Here is a 278-nt window from a genome sequence, read left to right on the forward strand (position 1 = left end):
TGATTTAATTGCAGCATTGAAAACTTCGCTTTCTAACACTAACAATATGAAGATTGGAATATCTTCTATGCCATGTAAAGGCTTTGTCATACGCATACTTAGTCATAATACAGAGGATATGGAGTCTATATTTTTTCAGTGTCATCGTTTTGTTAGAGAGAATTGTCTGCATGAAGAATTAACATCCTATCGAAAATATTAAGTAGGAGAAGGGGATACTATGACTAATGTGGGATTATTATTTGTCGGTGCAGTTCTATTCATGAATGCACTAGCAG

General features: G+C 34.2%; 1 pseudogene. It reads left to right on the forward strand.

Going from position 1 to position 278, the window contains the following annotated elements:
- Nucleotides 1-202, forward strand: a pseudogene (locus tag SB775_RS28985) (urease accessory protein UreD); the annotation flags it as partial.
- Nucleotides 203-278 lie beyond the last annotated feature (76 nt).

The organism is Peribacillus sp. SIMBA_075 (genome assembly GCF_046534585.1).